General features: G+C 63.3%; 20 protein-coding genes. 7 read left to right on the top strand and 13 right to left on the bottom strand.

Annotation, left to right across the window (positions count from 1 at the left end; genetic code table 11):
• Positions 1–41: 41 nt before the first annotated feature.
• From CKW40_RS01420 to CKW40_RS01395, 6 genes are all read left to right on the top strand, one after another.
• Entirely contained in the window at positions 42–899 is an 858-nt protein-coding gene (locus CKW40_RS01420; protein WP_095198160.1) for an FAD binding domain-containing protein, read from the top strand.
• Positions 890–1,387, top strand: a complete 498-nt coding sequence (locus tag CKW40_RS01415; RefSeq protein ID WP_095198159.1) for a (2Fe-2S)-binding protein — start codon at positions 890–892, stop codon at positions 1,385–1,387. Before CKW40_RS01420 ends, CKW40_RS01415 begins: the two co-directional genes overlap by 10 nt.
• Positions 1,380–3,728, top strand: a complete 2,349-nt coding sequence (locus tag CKW40_RS01410) for a xanthine dehydrogenase family protein molybdopterin-binding subunit (protein ID WP_095198158.1) — start codon at positions 1,380–1,382, stop codon at positions 3,726–3,728. Before CKW40_RS01415 ends, CKW40_RS01410 begins: the two co-directional genes overlap by 8 nt.
• Before the next feature lie 12 nt (positions 3,729–3,740).
• A complete protein-coding gene (locus CKW40_RS01405) occupies positions 3,741–4,472 on the top strand; it encodes a LamB/YcsF family protein (protein ID WP_095198157.1) in 732 nt (243 codons plus the stop codon).
• A 95-nt stretch (positions 4,473–4,567) separates the two neighbouring features.
• Positions 4,568–5,950, top strand: a complete 1,383-nt coding sequence (locus tag CKW40_RS01400; RefSeq protein WP_095198156.1) for an aspartate aminotransferase family protein — start codon at positions 4,568–4,570, stop codon at positions 5,948–5,950.
• On the top strand, positions 5,947–6,363 hold the full coding sequence (locus tag CKW40_RS01395; RefSeq protein WP_095198155.1) for a nuclear transport factor 2 family protein: 417 nt from the start codon (positions 5,947–5,949) through the stop codon (positions 6,361–6,363). The genes CKW40_RS01400 and CKW40_RS01395 overlap by 4 nt, the downstream gene beginning before the upstream one ends.
• 92 nt (positions 6,364–6,455) lie before the next feature.
• On the opposite strand, the gene CKW40_RS01390 is transcribed toward CKW40_RS01395, so the two are convergent.
• From CKW40_RS01390 to pxpA, 10 genes are all read right to left on the bottom strand, one after another.
• The gene (locus CKW40_RS01390) at positions 6,456–7,652 is read right to left on the bottom strand and encodes an ABC transporter substrate-binding protein (protein ID WP_095198154.1); all 1,197 of its coding nucleotides are present in this window, start codon (positions 7,650–7,652) and stop codon (positions 6,456–6,458) included.
• Between the two features lie 42 nt (positions 7,653–7,694).
• A complete protein-coding gene (locus tag CKW40_RS01385) occupies positions 7,695–8,783 on the bottom strand; it encodes a branched-chain amino acid ABC transporter permease (RefSeq protein ID WP_095198153.1) in 1,089 nt (362 codons plus the stop codon).
• A gap of 3 nt (positions 8,784–8,786) precedes the next feature.
• Positions 8,787–9,692, bottom strand: coding sequence for a branched-chain amino acid ABC transporter permease (locus CKW40_RS01380; protein WP_095198152.1), 906 nt, complete (start codon positions 9,690–9,692; stop codon positions 8,787–8,789).
• 1 nt (position 9,693) lies between these two features.
• Positions 9,694–10,428 carry an ABC transporter ATP-binding protein gene (locus CKW40_RS01375; protein WP_095198151.1) on the bottom strand — a complete coding sequence of 245 codons (735 nt, stop codon included), beginning with the start codon at positions 10,426–10,428 and terminating at the stop codon, positions 9,694–9,696.
• Positions 10,425–11,177, bottom strand: coding sequence for an ABC transporter ATP-binding protein (locus CKW40_RS01370; RefSeq protein ID WP_095198150.1), 753 nt, complete (start codon positions 11,175–11,177; stop codon positions 10,425–10,427). The genes CKW40_RS01375 and CKW40_RS01370 overlap by 4 nt, the downstream gene beginning before the upstream one ends.
• Positions 11,178–11,427: 250 nt before the next feature.
• Entirely contained in the window at positions 11,428–12,399 is a 972-nt protein-coding gene (locus CKW40_RS01365) for a 5-oxoprolinase subunit C family protein (protein WP_095198149.1), read from the bottom strand.
• Entirely contained in the window at positions 12,389–13,264 is an 876-nt protein-coding gene (locus tag CKW40_RS01360; RefSeq protein WP_095198148.1) for a 5-oxoprolinase subunit B family protein, read from the bottom strand. Before CKW40_RS01360 ends, CKW40_RS01365 begins: the two co-directional genes overlap by 11 nt.
• 9 nt (positions 13,265–13,273) lie before the next feature.
• Positions 13,274–14,638 carry an acetyl-CoA carboxylase biotin carboxylase subunit gene (locus CKW40_RS01355; protein WP_095198147.1) on the bottom strand — a complete coding sequence of 455 codons (1,365 nt, stop codon included), beginning with the start codon at positions 14,636–14,638 and terminating at the stop codon, positions 13,274–13,276.
• Complete coding sequence (locus CKW40_RS01350) at positions 14,638–14,871, bottom strand: acetyl-CoA carboxylase (protein ID WP_027036285.1); 234 nt, start codon at positions 14,869–14,871, stop codon at positions 14,638–14,640. The genes CKW40_RS01355 and CKW40_RS01350 overlap by 1 nt, the downstream gene beginning before the upstream one ends.
• A 65-nt stretch (positions 14,872–14,936) precedes the next feature.
• Complete coding sequence (gene pxpA, locus CKW40_RS01345; protein ID WP_095198482.1) at positions 14,937–15,659, bottom strand: 5-oxoprolinase subunit PxpA; 723 nt, start codon at positions 15,657–15,659, stop codon at positions 14,937–14,939.
• A 135-nt stretch (positions 15,660–15,794) separates the two neighbouring features.
• Between pxpA and CKW40_RS01340 the strand changes: the two genes are divergently transcribed.
• The gene (locus CKW40_RS01340) at positions 15,795–16,700 is read left to right on the top strand and encodes a LysR family transcriptional regulator (protein ID WP_095198146.1); all 906 of its coding nucleotides are present in this window, start codon (positions 15,795–15,797) and stop codon (positions 16,698–16,700) included.
• A gap of 163 nt (positions 16,701–16,863) precedes the next feature.
• Here the strand turns inward: CKW40_RS01340 and CKW40_RS01335 are convergent, their stop codons facing one another.
• The 3 genes from CKW40_RS01335 to CKW40_RS01325 all read right to left on the bottom strand — a co-directional run bounded on the left by CKW40_RS01335 (position 16,864) and on the right by CKW40_RS01325 (position 22,369).
• Positions 16,864–18,597 (bottom strand): tetratricopeptide repeat protein, encoded by a 1,734-nt coding sequence (locus tag CKW40_RS01335; protein ID WP_095198145.1) that lies wholly within the window; start codon positions 18,595–18,597, stop codon positions 16,864–16,866.
• A gap of 29 nt (positions 18,598–18,626) precedes the next feature.
• Positions 18,627–19,988 carry an HlyD family type I secretion periplasmic adaptor subunit gene (locus CKW40_RS01330; protein WP_179297786.1) on the bottom strand — a complete coding sequence of 454 codons (1,362 nt, stop codon included), beginning with the start codon at positions 19,986–19,988 and terminating at the stop codon, positions 18,627–18,629.
• 86 nt (positions 19,989–20,074) lie between these two features.
• A complete protein-coding gene (locus CKW40_RS01325) occupies positions 20,075–22,369 on the bottom strand; it encodes a peptidase domain-containing ABC transporter (RefSeq protein ID WP_095198481.1) in 2,295 nt (764 codons plus the stop codon).
• Positions 22,370–22,433 lie beyond the last annotated feature (64 nt).

Genomic DNA, 22,433 nt, shown 5'->3' with positions numbered 1-22,433 from the left:
GCAACGCTGCGAAAGTCAGCTGCTTCCGAGGGGTATGACAGATGGCACCAGGCGTGGAACGATCGTTCACCGCAGCCAGCACGATTGAAGAGGCATTGGCCGCGCGCCGGCAAGGTGCTTCGGTGCTTGCCGGCGGCACCTGGATGATGCGTGATCCGCGGCGCGGGGTCGACCTTCCCGAGGCGGTGGTCGCACTCCACCGAATACCGGCCCTATCCAAGGTCGAAGTCGAACCGGACCATGTCGTGATCGGCGCCGCTGTTACCCACGCAGCACTTGGCCGCGCGTTGCGCGGGTCAGCGGGCTTCGAAGGTCTGGTTGCCGCGGCGGAGGGTGCGGCCAATCCCGGCATCCGGAGGGTCGCCACCGTAGGCGGCAACCTTTGTGCCCTCGACTTTGCCGCCGCCGATCTCGCCCCTGCGCTCCTCGTCTGTGAGGCAACGGTGGAGTTGCAGACGTTCGAAGGCCCAAGACTCCTCGGTATTTCGGATTTCCTCAAAGACAGGCACGCGCTGCTGACCGAAGCGATCGTGACGAGAATTCATCTGCGCCGCGACCTGATCGCAAGTGCACATATCCGGCTGCCGCTTCGGCAAGCCGGCGACTACCCGGTCGCCATCGTCTCGCTTGCGGTGGACAGAAACAAACGATGTCGCATCGCCGTCGGTTCGGTGGAGCCGGTAGCGCGGCGCTGGACGGCGCTCGAACAGGCGATGGCGGCAGGCCCGGCATCCGCGCTCGATCCGCAACGCGTCGCCGAGCTTGCACTGGAGCACAATGATTTCCAGGGCCGCGACGGCAAGGAAGCCGACGGTTGGTACCGGCGCCAGGTTCTTCCGCCGCTGGTCAAGCGCGGTGTTGCCGCACTTCTCAGCACCGAGGGCGTAGCATGGTTGTGACCTTCCAGCTGAATGGCGAGGACTGCCGCCTTGATGGCGATCCAATGACGCCGCTTGTCGACATCTTGCGGCAGGAACGGTTCCTGACAGGGACCAAAGCCGTATGCCGCGAAGGCTTTTGCGGCGCGTGCATGGTGCATGTCGACGACGAAGCGGTACCGTCCTGCTTGAAGCCCATTGGACTCGTCCAGGGATGCGCGGTGACGACCATCGAGGGATTGAGTTCCGGAAACCAGGCGCTGCACCCGCTCCAGGCCAATTTCGAGGCGGCCGATGCCGTGCAATGCGGCATGTGTTTCCCGGGAATGGTCATGAGCCTTTCGGCGTTCGTGCGTGACAATCCGCACGCGAGCCGTCCCGAAATCAAGGCCGCGATGGTCGGCAACATATGCCGCTGCACGGGATATGAGCGGATCGTCGACGCCGTGGCCGACTGCCTCGATCAGGCGCGCAAGGCCGGCCAGTTGGCGGGAGGCATCCATGTCTGAGCTGTCCGCCACGGTGATGAATCTGCCGCGCCGCGACGCGCGGGACAAGCTGCGCGGGCGCACGAAATACACCAACGACCGGGCTCGCCCCGACATGTTGCATGCCGTGCTGCTGCGGTCGACCGTTCCCGCGGGGCGTATCCGCAAGCTCGACGTTTCGGCGGCACTTCGCTGTCCTGGCGTGCGCGCGGTGGCGACCGGCGCCGATGCGCCAGGGCTCTACGGCATCGGCATCGCCGACCATCCGCTCCTGGCCATCGACACGATCCGCTATCACGGCGAGCCAATCGCCGTCATTGCTGCCGAGACGGAGAAGCAGGCGCGGGCGGCACTTGCCGCCATCGTGCTGGAGATCGAGCCGCTGGCACCGGTGTTTACCATGGCCGATGCGCTCCAGCCCGCCGCCCGTCTCGTCCACGAGGGCTGGCGCGGCTATGAGGTGATCACGGAAGGTGGTGCACGTGCCGGCAACATCGCATGGGAGGCAAAATCCAGTCGTGGCGACGTCGACGCTGCCTTCGCCCGTCCCGATATACGCATTGTCGAGAGCAGCTTCACCGTCGGCCGGCAGAGCCATGTGCCCTTCGAACCGCGCGTTGCCATCGGCTCCTGGGAGGACGGTCGTGCTCACATCCAGACCTCGACACAGGTGCCTTGGACAGTGCGCAACGTCACCGGAAAGGTCATGCAGCTTCCGCCTGGGCGTGTGCGGGTCACTGTACCCCCTGTCGGTGGCGGATTCGGCCTGAAATTCGATGCGTCCATCGAGCCGATCACGGCACTTCTGGCGCGGATGACCGGGCGCACGGTGGTGCTGGAAAATACCCGGCAGGAAGAGATGGCAACCTGCCTCTGCCGGGAGAATGCGGAAATCCGCATTCGCTCCGCCGTCACCGCCGAAGGATACATCGCCGGGCGCGAGGCGGTCGTGCTGATGGACTGCGGTGCGTATGGCGGCGAACAGGTCTTCCTGACGACGATGACGGCGCATACGCTGGGCGGCAATTACAAGGTTGGCGCAACGCGGCTCGTCAGCCGCGCCGTATACACCAACACACCACCCAACGGCGCTTTCCGGGCTTGCAACGGCGTCTACAACACATTCGCGTTGGAGCGGCATACCGACGAGATCTGCGAAGCGCTGGGCTTCGACCCGATGGAGTTTCGGAAGAAGAATGTCCTGGGAGATGGCGATCTCGGTGCCACTGGCCAGGTTTTCGAGGCCGACGTGCTCGGTCCGATGCTCGACCGCATGGAGACACTGCGCGCCAGTACCGGCACATCGGAGGCCAAGGCCGACGGCAGGCTCTATGGCATTGCAACCACGGTCGGCACATGGTTCGTTTTCGTCGGCCCCTCGGCGGCGACGGTGAATTTGAACGCCGACGGCAGCGCAACACTGGTCACGTCGGGTGTGGAGATCGGATCGGGCACGATGGTGCAGTCCCTGCCGCAGATCGTGGCCGGGCAGCTCGGCCTCGCTCCCGACCAGGTGATCGTGCGCGAAGCCGATACGGATGCGGCAGGCCTCGATGTCGGCGTTGGCGGCGGACGGACCACCGTGTCCATCGGCGCGGCGAGTGTGGCCGCCTGCGCGGAGGTGCGGGAGAAGCTGCTGCGGACCGCCGGCGAGATGCTGCAGACCCGGCCGGAAGACTTGCTGCTGCGGGATGGTCGTGTCGAGATCACGGGACGTCCCGGTTCCGGCATGTCGATCCCCGCTGTCGTCGCCCATGCGCAGGCCACCACCGGCCCGATCACGGGAAGCGGAGCCTTTACCGCTAAGAACACTCCGGCAATGTCCGGCTGCGCCATGGGGCATTTCATCGATGCGCTCGACATCCCCGTCTTCGTCGTTCACGAGGCGGAGGTGGCGGTTGATGCGGACACCGGTCATGTCGAGGTGCTGGCCTATCGCGTGGTGCAGGATGTCGGCCGCGTGCTCAACCCGCGCGCGGTCATGGGCCAGATACAGGGCGGTGTCGTGCAGGGTCTCGGCTACGCCTTGCATGAGGAGGTGACGATCACCGCTGACGGACGCATCGCGCAGGACGATTTCGAGACCTACCGCTTGCCGCTGGCACAGGACGTGGTTCCGGTCGCCGCCGACCTCTACGAGGGCGCACCGTCGATGGGTCCGCTTGGCACCAAGGGCGCGGGCGAGGTGCCCATCCTGGCCGTGGGCGCGGCGATCGGCTGTGCAGTGGCGCGCGCCATCGGCAAGCCGGTGCGGCAGCTGCCACTGACGCCACCGCGCGTGCTTCGGCTGCTGCACGAGCGCGAACCACCGCCGGAGTTCCCGCACATCGCCCCGGGCTGGGCGTCGAACACCCTGGGCTGAGGCAAGCGCACCATGGTCACCCTGAACTGCGACATGGGGGAAAGCTACGGCAACTGGCGTTTCGGCGACGATGCCGGCATCATGCCTCATATCGATTGCGCCAACATCGCCTGCGGTTTCCACGCCTCCGATCCATGGACGATGCTGAAGACCGTGCGGCTAGCGCTCTCGCATGGCAAGCAGGTCGGCGCGCATCCTTCCCTTCCCGATCGCGAGGGGTTCGGCCGGCGCGAAATGAAACTTCAGCCGGAGGAACTGACAGCCGCCTTCCTCTATCAGATAGGTGCTCTGACAGGGATGCTGGCTGCCGAGGGCGGGCGGCTCAGCCACGTCAAGCCGCACGGCATCATTTACGGCATGGCCGCGCACGACATGGACACCGCCCGGGCCATCGCCGCGGCGGTCAAGCCGTTCGGCGTCCCGCTCTTCGGCATGGCGGGAACCTGTCACGAGACGGCGGCGGCTGAACTCGGCGTTGCCTTCGTGGGCGAGTTCTTTCCCGATCTTACCTACGCTCCCGGCGGCAGCCTGATCATCCCGCGCGTACAATCGGCCATCGACCTGACGCTTGCCGAGCATCGTATGGTGGGAGCGCTTGCCCGACGCGAACTCGTTACGACAGACGGCACGGTCCGCCCGGTCGAGTTCGACACCGTCTGCATCCACTCAGATCCGCCGAATGCGCGCGACGTCGCCGCGCTGATGCGGCGGATCATCGACACGCATTCCAAAAGCCTCCCATGATTCATTTTTCCGTATCGTGAAGGCTCCGCGTATGGGATCGAGGACCATCTCGAACTCACAGCCTGAACCCTTTCCACAAGCCGCTGAGGACTTCCATGGACGCGCTTTCCAACTCTCTCGCCGCCGCCGACATCGCCACCACCATGCATCCCTACACCAACCTGCGTCAGCACGAAAAAACCGGGCCGCTGATCATCAGCCGCGGCGACGGCATCCGTGTGTATGACGAGCGCGGCAAGGAATATATCGAAGGGCTCGCCGGGCTGTGGTCGGTTGCCGTCGGCTTTTCGGAAAAGCGCTTGGCCGACGCTGCCTATCAGCAGATGCTGAAGCTGCCCTACTATCACACCTTCTCCTCCAAGGCGCATGAGCCGTCCATCCGGCTCGCGGAGAAACTCGTGGAGATGACGCCGGAAAACCTGACGCGTGTCTTCTTCACGTCGTCGGGCTCGGAAGCCAACGACACCATCGTCAAGATGATGTGGTTCATGAACAACGCGCTGGGCCGGCCCAAAAAGAAGAAATTCCTGGCACGGACCAAGGGCTATCACGGCATCACCGTCGCCTCCGGCAGCCTGACGGGCCTGCCGATCAACCATCGCGACTTCGACCTGCCGGCGATTCCCGTTCGCCACCTGACCTGCCCGCACTTCTATCGTTTCGGCATGGAAGGCGAAGACGAAGCCGCCTTCACGGCGCGCCTGCTTGCCGAACTGGAGGCGGTGATCGCGGAAGAAGGGGCTGACACCATCGCAGCCTTCATAGGAGAGCCGCTTATGGCCGCTGGCGGCGTTCTGCCACCGCCGGTGGGATACTGGGAAGGCGTGGAGAAAATCTGCCGGGCAAATGACATCATTCTGATAGCGGATGAGGTGATCTGCGGTTTCGGGCGGCTCGGCACGCCCTTTGGCGCTCAGAAATACGGCTTCACACCTGATATCATAACGGTCTCCAAGCAGATCACGTCGTCTTATATGCCGCTTGCCGCTGTCATTTTCTCCGAAGAGATCTATCAGGCGATCGCCGACAACACCGCGACGATCGGCAATTTCGGCCACGGCTTCACGGCATCGGGTCATCCGGTCGCGACAGCCGTTGCGCTGGAAAATCTAGCCATCATCGAGGAACGCGATTTGATGGGCAATGCGGCCCGGATGGAAGCGGCCTTCCAGGCGGGCATTCGCTCGTTTGCCGATCATCCCCTTGTCGGGGAGGCCCGCGGCACCGGCCTGATCGGGGCGGTCGAGCTGGTCGCTGACAAGGCCACCAAGCGGCCTTTTGCAAAAGTAGGACGCGCGGGCGCGATAGCGTCGGCCATCGGTCACGAAGAAGGTCTCATCTTCCGCAGCATCGGCGACCAGCTTGCGCTTTGCCCGCCGATGATCGTGACGGCAGAGGACATCGCGGAAATCATGGCCCGCATGTCGAGATCGCTGGACCGGCTAACCGGCGCCGTTGCGCAGGAGGGGCTGGAATGATCGGCGACCATGCGGACCAGACCGGCATGACCGGAGGCGATCTTCCGTCACAGCGCTCTGCACTTCTTGCCCGGTTTATGGCGGCGTGGAACGCCCATGACCTCGACGGCCTGATGGCCTGCATGGCGGAGGATTGCGCCTTCCATGCCTCGGCTGGACCCGAACCCGACGGTCGCCGTCACACGGGGCGGGAGGCCGTGCGGGCTGCCTATGCCGCTATCTTCTCGACCTTTTCGGACGCTGCCTGGTCAAATGACAGCCATGTGGTCAGCGGAGATACCGGACTGTCTTCCTGGCGCTTCACGGGGGCGACGGCCGCGGGAGACAAGATAGAGGTCGACGGCTGCGATATCTTCGTTTTTTCAGGCGCGCGGATTGCGCTCAAGGATTCCTATCGCAAGGCCCGGACGTAAAAGGTCATCGACCGATAAATTAACCCGGCCCGCATCATGCGGGCCGGGTTTTTTGCTTTGCGGGATGATGGGGGCCGAGTCGGCCGCCACGACTACTTCAAGAGCGCGTCAAGCGGGATCGGTTCGGAGATCGTCCAACTGTCGATGATCGCTGGCTTGCCTTTCTCGGTGTCGGCTACCAGGTATTTGGTCTGGTTCTGGTGGTGCAGTTCGGAGGTGAAGGTGCGGGGACCGAAGAGGGTCGGCTCGTTCTTCATTTTTTCGAGTTCCGCGACAACGGCATCGGCATCGATGCTCTTGGCGCGTTCAACGGCCTTTGCCCAGACGTCGATCATGACATAGCCTGGATAGACATACATGGAAGATGGGTCGCCGCCGGTCTTGGCCTTGTAGGCTGCGTTGAACTTGGTGACTTCCGGGTTCGGGTCGTCGCCATAGATGGAACCCTGAACCGGAACGTAGAAGTTGGAAAGGTCAGGGACAGCCGACAGCCAGTAGCTGCCGTCCATGCCGGAGCCGTTGAGAATCATCGAATTGATGCCAGCGGCACGGATCTGTTTTATCGCCGAAACACCGCCCGGCATCATGGTGCAAAGCATGATCGCATCCGGTTCTTTTGGCAGGGCCTTGATACGGCTGATTTGAGCAGCGATTGAAGGGTCGTCATTCTTGAAGGTGTCTTGACCCACGAGTTTGGCGCCCTTGGTCTCCAGCTTCGGCATCATCCAGTCGAAGCCATCGCAGATGCCCTTGTTGTATTCCGTCCAGCTGTCGAGCAGGCGGTAGAAGGTCTTGGCCTGCTTCTTGTTGTATGCCCATTCGGCCATCGTCGCGCCCTGTACGGCCGCCAGCACCGACGCCGAGAAGCTGTGCGGGCCTACGCCCTGGATGCCCGCCTTTACGGATTCAGCGCAGAGGAAGAAGGAAACCTTGCCAGCCGCCTCGGCGGCAAGTGCTGCCGGTGAGCCGAAGTCGTAGTCGCAGGAGACGACGACGAGGTCGGCGCCCTGGTCGAGAACGGAAAGACCGGCCTTTGCGCCTTCGGCGCGGTCCGACTTGGTGTCGGCTTTCACGACTTCGATCTTCTTGCCAAGAAGACCGCCGGCGGCATTGATTTCGTCAATGCGGATCAATGCGGCATCAGTGGCAGGCTTGTCGTAAGCCTCCATGAAGCCCGATTCCGCCGTGGCGAAACCGACCACGATCTTGCTGTCGTCCGCCAGGGCTGGAAACGCAGCCGTTACGCCCAAGAGCACCGTTGCTGTCGCTATTTTTAGTTTGTTTATCATAGGCTTCTCCTTTCAAGGTTGCGGCGGCTTACAATCCGCCGGTCAGTCACCGCGGTTGCGGGTTAAAGAGATCTCGCGATTGCCGAAAACGCCTGCCGGACGAAGCGCTAGAATGATGATCATGATGATGCCGAGGGCGATCTCCTGAAGGCCTTTCGGAATGGCGAAGGCGACGTCGCCAATGGAAACCCCGGCTTCCAGCCAGCGCAGGGTCTGAATGAGGGCCGAGAGGAACACGACACCGATCACGCCGCCTGAAAGGCTGCCCATGCCGCCAACGACAAGCATGGCGATGGTGATGAAGGTGAGACCGAGATAGAAGGTGTCCGGCGTTACAACCCCGATGGAATGAGCCATCAAGGCGCCGCCGAGACCCATTATGGCACCGGAGATCACGAAGGCGACAAGCCGCTCCCTGGGAATATCGACGCCGGAGGCTGCCGCTGCCGTCGGTTCGTCGCGGGCGGCACGCAGTGCCAGACCGGAACGCGATATTGCATGTGCCCAGGCAATGAAGATCGAGATGATGGCGGCGATCAGATAGGGCCAGATCGAGCGGATGATCGGGATCCCGACGACCGACGATGTCCCGCCGGTAACGGTTTCCCAATTGGAGTAGATCGTGTTGATCATCGCCAGCATGGCGAAGGTCGCGATGGAGGCGGCGATGCCCGACAGCCGCATCAGGATCCGTCCGAAGATCAGCGCCGCCAACCCTGCAAAGATCGCGGCAATGATGGCCGCCTCCCAATAGGGCATCTGGGCTTTTATCAGCCAGCCGGGAAGACCGGAAAAGGCCATCTTCTTCATGATCGGATTGATCGTCAGCCACGCCGCCACATAGGCGCCGAGGCAGGTGAAGCCGATATGGCCGAAGCTCAGAACGCCGGAATTGCCAATAAATACATAAAGGCCGACGACGAGGATGACCCGGAGGAAGACGTCGATGATCACCTGATTGAAGGGTCTCGATCCGGTCATCATCGTCAGCAGTGCGATGGCGATCATCAACAGCGACAGCAGGATCGGCGTGATGATGGTACGGCGCGCCAGCACGAAGCGCCGTGGGGTTTTGGCGACAATGGTGCCGGTGGTCAGTTGCGGCTCGATGGCCGGGGACGCTGCGGACATGGATCAGACCCTTTCCTTCGTGCCACGAGCCGAAATCAGGCCTTGCGGGCGGAAGAGCAGAACGAGGATGACCGCTCCATAGACAAAGGCATCGCGGAAGGGCCGGGCGTCGATGGGCAGCATGACCTGCATGACCACCGACGCGGCACCGAGCAGGAAGCCGGCCAGCACGGCGCCAGCCAGACTGCCTAGGCCGCCGATTACTGTTGCGATGAACGCCATCAGCATGATCGCCGCCCCCATCTGGATATCGGCGGTGCCGGTCTGGGCCACGAAGATCAAGGCAATGGCACCTGCCAGCGCGCCGGACAGCGCGAAGGCCCCCATGATGACCCGGTTGGCGCGAACGCCGAGCATGCGCGCCATGGAGAAATTCTCCGCCGCCGCCCGCATTTCCAGTCCGAACCGGGTCCGGCGCAGAAAGACGGTCAGACCTATCAGGATCAACATCGTCGCGATGATGGTGATGAGCTGGAGAAGCGGCAGCCGGGCGCCGAAAATCTCGACGGGCTGGGAGAGTTCCGGGAGGAGATTGATCGATTTCGGCCGGCTGGAGAACAGCATCAGCAGGAAGTAGCGAATGACGAAACCGAGCGCGAAGGAGGCGATCATCATCGTTGCCGGGTTGGCGTTGCGGAACCGCCTGAAGACGACGATTTCGCACAGCACCGACAGCCCGGCTCCGCAGAAGAGCACGAAGGGCACCAGCAGGTACCACGGCAATTGGCCGGCAAAGACGATGGCCATTGCATCTGTCGACGGCCACAGCAGTGCGAAGACGCAGAAGGCGATGACGTCGCCATGCGCGAAGTTCACGAGCCGCATAACGCCGAAGATGAGGGCAATGCCAAGGGCCCCGAGCGCGTAGAGCGAACCAAGCGAGAGTGCGTCGAACAGGATCTGCAGCATCTCAATGGTCCTCGTAACCGAAATAGGCAGCCTGGATCGCCTCGCCGCTGCCGAGTGTCCGGGCGTCGCCATCGAGCACGATCTGCCCGCCACGCATCAGGATCATGCGCCCGCCCACCATCATCGCCCGGGCAGAACTCTGCTCGACGATCAGGAGCGTGAGTTGGCGCTGTGCACGCAACGCGATCAGCCGCTCGTAGACCTGGTCGTTGATGTTGGGGGCGAGGCCCAGCGAAGGCTCGTCGATGGCTATAAGCCGCGGATTGGTCATCAGAGCGCGTCCGATGACCAGCATTTGCTGCTGCCCGCCGGACAGCAATCCCGCCTGTCCGTGACGCCTCTCTTTCAGCATCGGGAAGGTTGCGTAGACGGCTTCGAGTTCGTCGGCCGCTCGGCTGCGCCAGCCGCGGTCGCGGGCATGCATGCCGGCGCCGACCAGAAGGTTCTCTTCGGTCGTCAGCGAGCCGAAGACGTCGCGCCCCTCCGGCACCATGGAGAATCCGAGCCGGGCGATGTTCTCCGGCGCCTGTCCGGTGATCTCATGACCTGCGAGGTCGATCCGGCCACCCGCCACCGGCGTCACACCGGCGATCGCGCGCAGCAGCGAAGACTTCCCGGCTCCATTCGGACCGGTGATGAACAGGATTTCTCCTTCGTTCATGGCGAAGGAGACGTCGCGGACCGCCGTGAGGCGGCCATAGCGGATGGTGATATCCGAAAGGGCGAGCAGGCTCATTCCATCGCCTCCAGCACCGGCAGGTCGGTGTTCGCGGCCGTGCCCATATAGGCGTGGCGCACCTTCTCGCTGTCACGGATCGCGGACGGCGGGCCTTCCTCGATGATCGCTCCGGAATCGAGCACGACGATATGCTCGCAAAGGCCGAGCACCAGCCCGACATTGTGCTCGATGAGCAGGACACCGCAGCCGAGATCGCCGGCGATATGTCTTATCAGGGTCGAAAGCTCCCGCGCCTCCGGCGTGCTCATGCCGGCCGCGGGCTCGTCGAGCAGGATGTATGCGGGCCGTCCCATCAGGGCACGGCCAATGGCGACACGGCGCTCGTCCGTATAGGGCAAGGTTCCGGCGATGCGGGAGCCCAGCGCACCGATTCCTATCCAGTCGAGCATCGCTTCGGCTTCGGCGATGGCTGCGCGCCGGCTCATTCCCAGACCAACGCCGGTTACCTCCAGATTGTCCAGCACAGGCAGGTCGCGGAAGAGCCGCCCACCCTGGAAGGTGCGGGCGATGCCGCGCCGACGGACCTGATGCGGCTTGAGGCCCGTGAGTGCCGCCCCGTCGAGCTTGACGGTGCCTTCCGTCGGAGCCTGGAAGCCCGTCAGCACGTTGACGAGCGTGGTCTTGCCAGCGCCATTGGGGCCGATGAGGCCAACGATGCGGCCAGGCGTAATTTGGAGGTCTACCGATGACAGGGCCTTTAGCCCCGCAAACGACACCGAGACGTTCTCCGCGCTCAGATGACTCATGTCCCTTTCCTTCTTTTTACCGACGGAAAGGCGCGAAGCATCCGGCCTTGCGGCCAGTCACGTTGCTAATGTCTTCCCCTGTCGGTTCCGGCGGTCTCTAGCGGATCGCTCGGATGGCCAAATTCACGCCGTTGCCCGGCGTCGTCTTGTCGTTTCGCGCACCGGATTTTGTGTTCCGCCACGCGCGGTCGGTTTTGGCCGACCGATCTCCTCACCTCCGGCTCCTCCGCCGGCATTTTCCCGGCCGACGTCAGCCGGCCAGGTATTCTTCGGCACGCGCCAGCGCGGCGCGCTGTTCGGCTCGCGCGGCCAGCGCGTCTTCCAGCGTCACCGCAACGAAGCGCGCCGGGGTGTGCGGCTGGAGCTGGGCGATCAGGTCCATGTCGGCCGAGATCACCACACCCAGCATCATATAGCCGCCACCCGAAACCGCGTCTCGGTGAAGAACGATCGGCTCCGTGCCACTCGGCACCTGGACGGATCCGTAGGGATAGCAGGCGTCGACGATGTTGGAGGGGTCGGAGCCTGCGCCGAAAGGCTGCTCACGCTCAACGAACTCCAGCGGCGTTCCGCCACGGAAGCGATAGCCGATGCGGTCGGCTTCGGGCGCGACTTTCCAGGTTTCCTCGAAGAACCGATTGCCGGCGGCTTCGGTAATCCGATGCCAGTACATGCCGGGAAGCATTCTGAGTTCCGCCGGACTGTTCCACGCGCGGCGCAGATTGGCAGGCAGCGAAAGACCGGCTTTGCCGGAGCCTTCACCGATGGGAAGCTCATCGCCCGCCTTCAGCGTGCGACCCTGATGGCCGCCGAGTGCGCCCAGAATGTAAGTCGAGCGCGAGCCGAGAACCACGGGGACGTCGATGCCGCCGGAGATGGCTAGATAGGCGCGCGCGCCGCCCTTGAGGAAGCCGAAGGAAAGCCGGTCCCCCGCCTTCACCGGAAAGCTTTCCCAGGTCGGCCGTTCCTCGCCATTGAGTTTGGGTGGGAGCTCTCCACCCGTGACGGCGACGACCGCGGATTGGGTGAATTCGAGTTCGGGGCCCATGAAGGTGGCTTCGAGCACCGCGGCACCCGGATCGTTGCCGACAAGCAGGTTCGCGATGCGTGTGGCGAAGCGGTCCATGCCGCCGCCTTCGGGAATGCCGACATGATAGTGGCCCGGCCGGCCAAGGTCCTGCACGGAAGTGGAGAGGCCGGGAGAGATTACCTTAACGGCCATTGATAAGCTCCATCAGCTTTGCATTGGTGCCGTAAATATCGCTGTTGAAGTCCGTCAGGCTGAAGGTGCACTCGCGAACCGTCGGCTGCCACCGATTGGCTTCGATTTCCTCCAGCGTGGCGTCGTAATCATCGCGGCCGATGGCCTTGAACTTGACGATGTCGCCTGGCTTGAACAGGCACATGTCATCGGAAAGGTAGCGCACCTTCCTGGTAGGGTCATAGATCGGGGCCGGGGTTATGCCATACATCTGGTAGCCGCCAGCGCCGCGCACCGAATAGATCGCTGCAAAGCAGCCGCCATGGCCAATGGTGAGCTTGGGGGTGTCGGTGCGCGGGCGCAAATATTTCGGCGCCTGAATCTGTTTCTTGCGCTCAACCATCTGGTACAGGAAGGGCAGTCCGGCGACGAAGCCGACCATGGATACGAACCAGGGCTGGCCGGAATAGGCCGCGATAAACTCTTCCACCGTGGCGTAGCCGTTGATGCGTGCCGAATATTCAAGATCGGTGGAGGACGGGTCCTGATGGCGTTCGCGGAAGCGCAAGCAGGTTTCACGCGTCCATGGATCCTGGAAAAAAACCGGCAGCTCGATGATCCGGGTCTTCAGCACCGGGTCTGCCTTTGAGGCCGCTTCTTCCATCGACTTCAGTTCGCTGAGCAAATCCTGCGGCTTGACGATGTCGGGGTTGAAGCGGATCTGGAAGCTGGCATTGGCCGGGCAGATCTCGGTGATGCCTTGGATGCCTGCCGTACGCACCGCATTGGTCATCGAAAGGCCGGTGAAGAAGGAGGTGAGCGACATGTCCTCGGACACCTCGCCGAAGATATGTTCGTCACCGCCGAAGTTGAATCGTATCGACATCGGTCCTCCTTAGCCCGCCAATGCTGCGGCGTTTTCGATGAGCCAGCCTTCCAGCCAGCGTGTATGCACGTCTCCTGTCCGCACCGCCGGATCGGCGGCCAGCGCAAGAAACAGCGGCTTGGTGGTCTTGAGCCCGCCGATCTTCAACTCGTTGAGCGCGCGGATCAGGCGCATGATCGCCGCCTCGCGCGTCTCTGCATGCACGATCAGCTTTGCAAGCAGCGAGTCATAGAAGGGCGGCACCTGATAGCCTTGATAGAGCATCGAATCGAAGCGCACGCCCGGACCGCCGGGAATGCGAAGCTCGGCCACCTGCCCGGGGAATGGAGCGAACTCCTTCGCCGGGTCTTCGGCATTGAGCCGTACTTCGATCGCATGCCCCTTGACGGAGACATCGCCCTGCCGAATCCGCAGCCTCTCGCCGCCGGCGACGCGAAGCATCTCTGCAACGAGGTCGATGCCGGTGATCGCCTCGGTGACCGGGTGCTCAACCTGAATACGGGTGTTCATCTCGATGAAGTAAAAGCGGTCGGCTTCATCGTCATAGAGATACTCCACCGTGCCGGCACCAGAGTATTTGACCGCCTTGGCCAAAGCGACCGCGGAAGCGCAGAGCGCCTCGCGCAGCTCGTCGGAAAGTGCGCGCGACGGCGCCTCCTCCCAAACCTTCTGGCGTCGCCGCTGCAGCGAGCACTCCCGCTCATAGCAGTGGATGGCGTCGCTTCCGTCCGCCAGGACCTGCACCTCGATATGGCGGGCCTTGCCGATCACCTTTTCCATGTAGAGACCACCGTCGCCGAAGGCGGCGAGGGCTTCCGCTTCGGCCTGAGGAAAGGCTTGTTCGAACTCGGCGAGCGAGTTGGCAATGCGGATGCCCCGCCCGCCGCCGCCCGCCGCAGCCTTGATCATCACCGGAAAGCCGGTTTCGGTCAGCACCTTGCGGCCAGCCCCGAGGCTCTCGACCCGGCCAGCCGAGCCTGGCACCACAGGGACACCTGCAGCGGCAGCGGCCGATCGCGCCGAGACCTTGTCTCCCATCATCCGGATCGCATCCCCCGACGGGCCGACGAAGACCAATCCAGCGCCTGTGACCGCGTCGGAGAAAGCGGCATTCTCGGCAAGGAAACCATAGCCAGGATGAACACTGTCGCAGCCGGTGTCGCGGGCAGCCTTCAGAATTGCTTCTATGTTGAGATAGGACTTCTTTGCTGCCGGTGGGCCGATGTTGACCGCTTCGTCCGCAAGCTGGACGTGGAGCGACCCGGCGTCGGCGGCCGAGTACACCGCCACGGTGGCGATGCCCAGATCTTGTGCGGCCCGGATGATCCTGACCGCTATCTCGCCCCGGTTGGCAACCAGAAGCTTTTTCAGCATCAGTCGAGATCCGCGATAGGTGCGCCGGCCATGATGGGGTCCTCATTGTCGGCAAGGAAGCGGATGTTCGTACCGGCCGTCTCGGCCCTCACCTCGTGGAACGACTTCATCACTTCGATGAGGCCGATTACGTCTCCGGCGGAGACCGCGTCGCCATCCGCCTTGTATGGCGGCTGGTCAGGCGAAGCGCTCCGGTAGAAAGTGCCAGGAAGAGGCGAAAGGATCTGGGCCATAAAAAGCTCCGGAAAACTGCAGACAGACTAATTTGGAACCGCCTGTGCGGGCGGTTTCGGTCGGCTCAGTGCCAAGGGGCGATTGCGGTGCGCACGGCCCTGGCTATGTCGATAGCGTTCGGCGTATCGGAATGCACGCAGATGGTCTCACAGCGTACGGGGAAGAAACTGCCGTCCTCTGCCGTGCCCTCGCGCTTGCTGATGGCGCGTACGCAACGCTCGGCCATCTCTGCGGGGTCCTTGGCGTCATGAACGCGTGTCAGGATCAGTTTGCCGGAGGCATCGTAGTCGAGATCGGCGTAGAACTCGGCGACGAATGGGATACCGCGCTCTTCATAGATCTTCTCGTGCAGGGTGCCCGTCATGCCGAAGAGGGGTACGCCGAAAACCTCTGCCGCGTCGCACACGCCATGGGCGATTGCCTCCTGCTGCATCGCCATGAAGTAAAGGCTGCCATGCGGCTTGATATGGTGGAGCTCCACACCCTCTGCCTTGAGGAAGCCGGCAAGCGCTCCCACCTGGTAGATGATGGTGTTCCTGACTTCGTCGCGGGTCATCCGCATCTCGCGCCGGCCGAAACCCTGAATGTCCGGCAAGCCTGGATGGGCGCCGATCTTCACGCCATTCGCCTTGGCGCTGCGGACGGCGGCGTGCATGTGATCCGGATCGGAAGCGTGAAAACCACAGGCGACATTGGCAACGTCGATGATCGGCATCATGCCCACATCATCGCCAACCTTATAAAGGCCAAAGCTTTCGCCCATGTCGCAGTTTAGCGTCACCGCCATCGTATTGTTACCCCTCGAAGCTGCCGTCTTTGCGGCGTTGCAGCATTTTTCGCGCATGCGGGGGCACTTGTGAAATAGTAGTTTATTGATTGTGATATCAAAAAAACAGATAATGGTTCTGGGCCGGAGTGCACCATGACCATTACATTGAAACAGCTCGATTATTTCATCGCCACCGCCGAGAGCGGACAGGTCAGTCACGCCGCGGTGGAGCTCAACATCTCGCAATCGGCGGTCACCGCGGCGATAAAGACGCTGGAGGCCGACCTGGGCGTACGGCTTTTGGAGCGTAATCACGCTGGCGTAAGATTGACGATGGAGGGCGCGCGGTTTCTTGAACATGCGCGTGTTATCACCGGGGCCGTCGCAGCCGCTGTCCGAAGCCCTTTGCGCGACAGGAAAGGCCTGGCGGGCAAGCTGCGGCTGGGCATGACCTACACGGTCGTCGGCTACTACATGTCGCGCCACTACACGCGGTTCCGAAAGACCTATCCCGAGATCGAGGTCGAGGTGCTGGAACTGCCCCGAGACGCTCTCGAAAGCGGCTTGATGTGCGGGGAGATCGACATGGCTGTGATGCTGGTGTCCAACCTGGCGCATACCGAGGAATTGGCGCAGGAGGTCTTGATGCGGTCGAACCGCCGGCTCTGGCTTTCGGCTGATCACCATCTGCTCGCGCGGCCGGAAATCAGCCTCGCCGATGTGGCGGCGGAAGATTATGTCATGCTGACGGTGGACGAGGCACGCACGACGGCCGCCCGTTACTGGGATGCTGCGGGGCTTACGCTCCGCCCTGTCCTTACCACCAGTTCGGTCGAGGCCGTGCGGTCGCTCGTGGCTGCAGGCATGGGGGTCACTGTCCTATCAGACATGGTTTACCGACCATGGTCCCTGGAGGGGCAGCGCATCGAAGTGCGCAGGCTTGTCGAGCCGATCCCCAGTATGGATGTCGGCCTGGCATGGTCGCGTGACAGACCAATCGAACCGGCGGCGGCGGCCTTCCGGGCCTTTATGTCGGTGACCATGGGCGGCGGCGGCTAGAGCAATTCCAGGAAAAGTGTGAGCGGTTTTCCGTCTGGAATTGCGTCAAAACAAAGAGTTAGAGTGGTTCGCCGTTTCCATGAAACGGTGAAACGCTCTAACCGCCAGCCCGCCAGACAGACGCCATGCCTCAGACCCGCTGGTCGAACAGCGGGTGGCCATTTTAGCGTGGAGAGGCGAACTCGGCGAGTTCGTCTGCCGCTTCACCGATACCGTGCGCGGCCGCGCGCTCGAGCCAAAGGCGACCGGCCACCGGGTCGCGCTCCCCGGCGAGGCCTTTCAAGAGATAACGTCCGAGCATGAATTGGGCATGGCTATGCCCACGTCCGGCAGCGGCAGCGTACCATTTCTGCGCCGTTGCCTGGTCGACCGGCAGGCCGTGGCCGGCTCCGTACAGCGCGCCAATCGCAAACATTGCCCCGGCGTGACCGTTGGCGGCGGCCTGTTCAAACATCTGCATTGCAGCCTCGGGCTCGGGCGTGCCGCCGTGCCCATTGAGTAGCATCTCGGCGAGCGCCACGCGTGCGTCGAGCACGCCGGCGTCGGCCGCCCGCGCAAACCACACGCGGGCCTGAGTTGGGTCGGCCGCCACGCCGCGTCCATCCTGGAGGAGGCGGGCATACATATATTGCGCCTCGGCGACGCCTTCGGCCGCGCGCCGCAGCCAGTGTGCCGCTTGCCCCTCGTCCTGGCGAACGCCGACGCCCTTGGCGAAGCAGAGCCCAAGGTTGAATGCCGCGATGAGGTCGCCCGATGATGCGGCCGCCTCGAACCATCCGGCAACGCTTGCACCGTCGTCCGGCTCGCCGGCCCCTCCGAGGATAAGATTGGCGAGGTCTGTCTGTGCCTGCTGATTGCCGCCATTTGCGGAAGAGCGCAGCCAGCGTGCTCCTTCCTCGACATCCTCAGCCACACCATTTCCCGTCAAATAGAGCGAGGCCAAAGCGCGGGCGGCGGCTTGGTGGCCCGCTTCGGCTGCCCGCCGATACCAGTTCGCGGCTTCTGCAAAATCGGGCCGCTGCGTCTTCACATAGCGATCGCCCAGGAGATAGGCTGCCTCGATATTGCCGGCCAAGGCAGCACGCCGCATCCATGCCTCCCCGGCAGCGACATCCTGGCCGACGAGTGCACCGTCGATCAGTGCCAATCCCAACCGGAACTGGGCAGAGGGAAGGCCCTTCTCTGCAGCAGCCTGATACAGTTGAGCGGCTGCTGCCATGTCGCGTGCGACGCCGAGCCCGTGCTCGGTAAGGACCGCAAGAAGATAGGTCGCGGTCGGCAGGCCGGCGTCGGCTGCACGCCTTACCTCTTCCGCAATCCGAACTCTGTTTTCGCGTTTGCCGCGGCGGGCCAGCGACAGGGCAAGGCCAAGGCATCCTTCGGCGCAGCCGGCGGAAGCCGACTTCTCGTACCAGCGGTGTGCCGCATCCGCATCGCGCATCGATGTGGGGCCATTGGTAAGGATATAACCGAGGATCGCCTGTCCCGTGGCCGAGCCTGCCTCGGCCGCCTTGGTGGCAAAGTCGAAAGCAGCAGCGAAGTCTGGTTTTCCCGGGGAATCAGGTTTGAACAACTGTTCCGAGGGTCCCTTGCCGTCGGCTTCCGCCGTCACCAGCCCGGTGACGTAGAGAGCGGCGAGGAGCGCCTGCGCATCCGCGCTCCCGTGGTTGGCCGCCCGCAGCAGCCATCGCGCGCCTTCCATGCGGCTCGGTGGCACACCGGCGCCTTCCAGATAGCAACGCGCGACCCGGTACTCGGCGTCGACGATCCCCGCGCGCGCCGCTTTCGCCATAAGCGGAAAGGCTTCAGCGGCCTTGCCGCTGTCAGCAAGCTGGATTGCCCGACGCAACACCGCCGCCGGGAAGGCCAGACCAGTCAGCCGATCCAGGATTGTCATCGATCCGAGCCTCTGATCCCCCCAGTACTCTAAGGCTCCCGCATCGCCTCCTGGCCGATTGGGAGCATGACGCCGAGAATGTACTTGAGTATCGTGCGCCGGCCGACCTTGACGTCGGCGGTCACCGGCATGCCGGGGCTGACGGCGAAACCGGCGGGCACGCCGTGGAGGGCGACCTGGTCGATGGAAATCCGCGTGCGATAGAATGGCTCGGCGTCGGAAGGCAGCATGGCCAAAGAACTGTTCGGATCGCGCGCTTGCTCCTGTGCCGAGAAGGAATCTGGGCTGAGTGCCCGCACAGTTCCATGGGCAAGGCCGTATTGCGAATAGGGGAAGGTGTCGAACTTGATGATCACCGGGTCGCCGACATGCACAAAACCGCTGCTCCTGCCAACGATGTTTGTCTCGATCTCGAGCGGCGCGTCGGCCGGCACCAATGTGATAAAGCGCTCCCCTGACTGCATGACCGAGCCGACAGAGACTTTTGCCACCGATTGAACGATGGCGTCTGATTGGCTCTTCAACTCGACCAACTGGTTTCGAAGCTTTGCCTTGTTGAGAAGTTCGCGGGCGTCCGAAATCCGCGAGCTCGCCTCCGACAGGCTCTGCGAGACTTCAGCGCGCCAGCCCTGAATGTAGCCGTCGCGCTCGGCGGCCACCGCCGCTTGCTGGCGCTTGGCGGCTTCCGCGGTCTGTTCTGCATTGCCCAGCGCCCGGGACATTTCCGCACGGTTGTCCTCCGCGAGGAGCGTGTTGAGGCGGCTTCCTACCTGCCTTGCCTCGAGCTGCCTGCGCATCTGTTCGATCGAGTCGGCGACCGTGAGCCGCTGGCGGTAGCCGTCGGCATCCGATTGCGATCGCGAAATCACCGAGCTGAGTTCGTCACGCTGGCGTTCGAAATTCTCCACCTTGGCGTCGTAGACCGCCTTGCGTTGCTCGAATATCGACACCTGCAGGGTCCAACTCGGGTCCAGGCCGTTGTAGGTGAATGTCTGGCCGCTGGCCTCGGCCTTCAACCGCGCCACCTCTGCTTCAAGCGTCGAGACCTGCATCGCCAGTGCCGCTTGGTCGGCTGAGGTAAAGGTCGCATCGAGGCGGGCAAGCAATTGGCCAGCTTTGACGCGCTGTCCCTCCCGCACCTCGATCGAGCGGACAATCGCTGTCTCCAGCGGCTGCACGACGATGTTGGGGGATTGCGATACAACCAGCCCTCTGGTCGTTACGACCTGATCGACCGGTATCAGCCCCGCCAGGGCGATCAGCGCGATGACCAGGCTAAAGACGATCCAGACGATGCCGCGCGCCGTCCGCGGAATAGGAGCATTGGCGACAGCCGTCGACGGCCACTGGAACTCGAGTATGGCCGGTGTCGTTGGATCCCTCGTTTCCATCCGGTGCCACCGAGCGGGAGGGGCGGTGAGAGAGGTGCTGCTCATGGGTTACCGGACCTGATGCGAATATGAGGCGCGCGACATGATCAAACCAACCGCGGCGGGACAGCGACCGGCCGGCCGTGGCGGCCGTCGAGGTGCCGGTTCTGCTGCGACCACAACTGGCGATAGAGCGCGCATCGTTCGAGCAAGGTCGCGTGCGGCGCGACGTCGAGGACCTTGCCCTGATCCATGACGAGGATGTTGTCGCACTCGGTCAGCGAGGAGAGCCGGTGCGAAACGATGATCATCGTGCGCCCGCTGGCGATGCGCATGAGGTTGGCACTGACAACCGCCTCGCTCTCCGGGTCGAGTGCGCTGGTCGCTTCGTCGAGGATGAGAATGGTCGGATCGTGGATGAGCGCGCGCGCGATCGCCAGCCGTTGCTTTTGACCGCCTGACAGATTGGGCGAACCTTCCTCGATGTAGGTGTCGTAGCCATTCGGCATCCGCTCGATGAATTCCTGGGCACCGGCGAGATGCGCTGCGCGCATGGCGTCGGAAAGCGTCAGGCCTGGGCGCCCGGCGATGATGTTGTCGCGGATCGACCCGCGGAACAGAAAGTTGTCCTGCAGCACCACGCCAAGCCCTTGGCGCAGATGGCGCAGGTTGATTTCCTTGAGGTCGACGCCATCAAGCTTAAGGAAACCACTGTAGTCGCGGTTGATCCCTTGCAGGAGGCGGGCGATTGTCGATTTTCCCGACCCGCTGCGCCCAACAATGCCGAACATGCTGCCGGCCGGAATGTGGAAGCTGACCCGGTCGAGCGCCGGTGTCTTGGTGGCGATATAGCTGAAGGTCAGGTCGCTGAACACAACCTCGCCGACCAACCTGGGTCTCAGGCCGGTGGAATTCGAACTGCTCTCCAGCGGCCGGTTGAGGACCGACGCTGCCTCGCCGATCGCGGCACCGACCTCCTCGTAGTCTTCAACCAGTCGCGCCAGGCCAACCAGCGGCTGCGCCACGCGCTGGGCGATCATCATGAAGGCGAACAAGCCGCCGACCATGTAGCCGGTGCGGTCGTTCATCGCGAGATAGGCGCCAATCAGCATGGTGCCGAGCACCATCACGCGTTCGATCGGCGTGACCAGGGTCTGCGGCCAGCTTGCCAGCTGTCCGAAGGCGAGACGCGCCTTTCCCGCTTCCGCCACCCGCTCGTCCCAAAGCGCCTTGCGCTGCGGCTCGAGACCGAGCGCCTTCACCGTCTTGATGCCGACGACAGTCTCGCCCAGCGCCGCCGACTTCCAGGTCTCGGCGTCGACCACCCGCTGGTATCTGCTGCGCAGCGGCCTGAGGAAGGCGAGGATGATCAGCATGATCACCACCGCGCAAGCCAGCACGATCCAGGCGAGGGCGGCGTTGATGTAGAACATGACCGGTACCAGCACGCACAGCGTGATCATATCCAGGAACGTGCTGAGGAGTTTTCCGGTCAGGAACTCGCGGATGCGATAGACTTGGGCGAGATGATACATCGTCTCGCCGGCCGGATGACGCTCGAAATAGTCGAGCGGCAGGCGTAACAGCCGGCTGAAGACGTGCAGCTGCAGCTTGGTGTCCAGACGAGCGCCGACGACATTGATGATCAGCCGCCGCGCATGGCCAAGCAGAGTCTCGTAGGCGAAAACCACGGCGATCACCGCCGACAGGAGCACCAGCGTCGAGACGCTGTTGAACTGCAGCACCTTGTTGACCACCGTCATGACGATGAGCGGTGGCAGGATGGTAAGGACGCTCAGCGTGAACGAGGCGATGGTGATATCGCGCAGGGCATGGCTTTCGAGCCGCACCAGTTCGGCGAGCCAGCGAAGGGTGAACGGCGCGTCCGCCGCGACATAGGATCGTGTGGCGCGCAACAGCAGTGCCTCGCCCGTCCACACCTGCGACAGCCGCAGCTCGTCGATGGCGACGGCCTCACCATCGTCGGGTGCATCCGCACTTTTCAGGAAGACGATGTTTCGCTCGGCGCTCGCCCCGGTGAGGAGAGCCGCGCCGCCATCGTTGAACAACAGGACGACCGGGCCGGCGTCCTGGAAGCGCAGAAGATGGGACCAGCGGATGCGTACGGCGCGTGACCACATGCCGGCGTCCTGCGCCCACTGCGACAGATCGGCGGCGGCCGGAACCGCGCTCGCGGCCCTGAATTCGTTCGGGTCGAGCTCGACACCGTGATAGCGGGCGGCGCGCAGCATCGCCTTGAGACGTGGCCCGATCTTGTCGAATTCAGCCGGACCGCCAGGGATCCGCGCCATAGTACTCTCGCCGCCCGCCGCGTCGCCTTGCGCGGAACCGGCGGGGATCAGGACCGCTTGGATTTCGGCGTTCACGGGGATGTTCACCATGGACGTGTCTTCCAGCAGGCGAGCGAACTCGACAATGCGCGGGCCGAACTGCCTCTGCCGAGGG

This window comes from Mesorhizobium carmichaelinearum (assembly GCF_900199455.1).
In the GTDB taxonomy this organism is placed as follows: Bacteria; Pseudomonadota; Alphaproteobacteria; order Rhizobiales; family Rhizobiaceae; genus Mesorhizobium; species Mesorhizobium carmichaelinearum.
Note: the sequence above shows the minus strand (reverse complement) of the source record. Positions and strands in the feature narration are given on the sequence as shown.